The sequence below is a fragment of the Vibrio sp. 378 genome, from assembly GCF_033339435.1.
Genome location: NZ_JAWOUO010000351.1, coordinates 1 through 823 on the forward strand (window position 1 = coordinate 1; position 823 = coordinate 823).

Annotated in this window: 1 protein-coding gene and 1 pseudogene; both read right to left on the reverse strand. The window is 42.3% G+C overall.

Annotated features, from left to right (window positions below; translation table 11 throughout):
- Positions 1 to 584: transcriptional regulator (locus R7Q48_RS26210; protein ID WP_318133113.1), on the reverse strand; the 584-nt coding region annotated here is incomplete at its 3' end.
- A gap of 24 nt (positions 585 to 608) precedes the next feature.
- Positions 609 to 823 (reverse strand): annotated as a pseudogene (locus R7Q48_RS26215) (GntR family transcriptional regulator); the annotation flags it as partial.

The following is an 823-nucleotide window of genomic DNA, read 5'->3' on the forward strand; positions in this document are numbered from 1 at the left end:
TCTAACTGCAATCGCTGCGCTTCGGTCAGACGAATACGACCAATACAAATACCGGGGCTGACTTCATGCGAAAGTGATTCTATCTGAAAACGTTCACGAAATAGAGAGTCGAGATCTGAGCCTTCTTCCATCAAAAATCGGCGGCCGGAGCGATAAAACAAACCATCACCAAAATCTTCCACATAACCGAGAATCTCAGCAATGCGGAGATAAAAACGCAGGCTTGTCTCCGTTAGGTTGTACATTTCCGCAATCTTTTTCGGCTCAAGATTTCGAGATGTCACCATATAGATGAAGTCGAGGAGGTAAGGGTGTTCGAGAAAGAGTGCACTTTGTTCATCCGTCAGCATTTGTTCGTTTTCATGCTGGAGTTGATTGGCTAAATTGGCTAGCTCGATGAGGTCAGTATTTAGGTAGTTTAGGTAGAGGAGAATTTTATCCAATCCGAGAGAGGGATTGTGAAGGTGGCGTTTAATACTCGAGAGAGGAATGCCACTTTTCTCTGATAAAGAGCTGTAACACAGCCCTTCGTCTTTTATTTTTTGTCGCAGCGCCGCCAACAGAAATTTAGGTCCAACATTCATCCGTGATTCCCCTAAGTTATCTGTTTAGTTATTTGGGTTCTGTCTTTCTAACAGCAAGTTACGAATAGCTGTACCTGCTTCTAGAATGTGTTTTTTCAACAGATATTTTGCGCCATCAATATCTCTGTTCTGGCACATTTCAAACAAGGTCAAATGTTCTTGTTCCGCTTTTTTAATGCCTGTGGTGAATAACAACTGCATACGAATGTAGCGATCGCATTTGGTATTTAAGCTGTAAA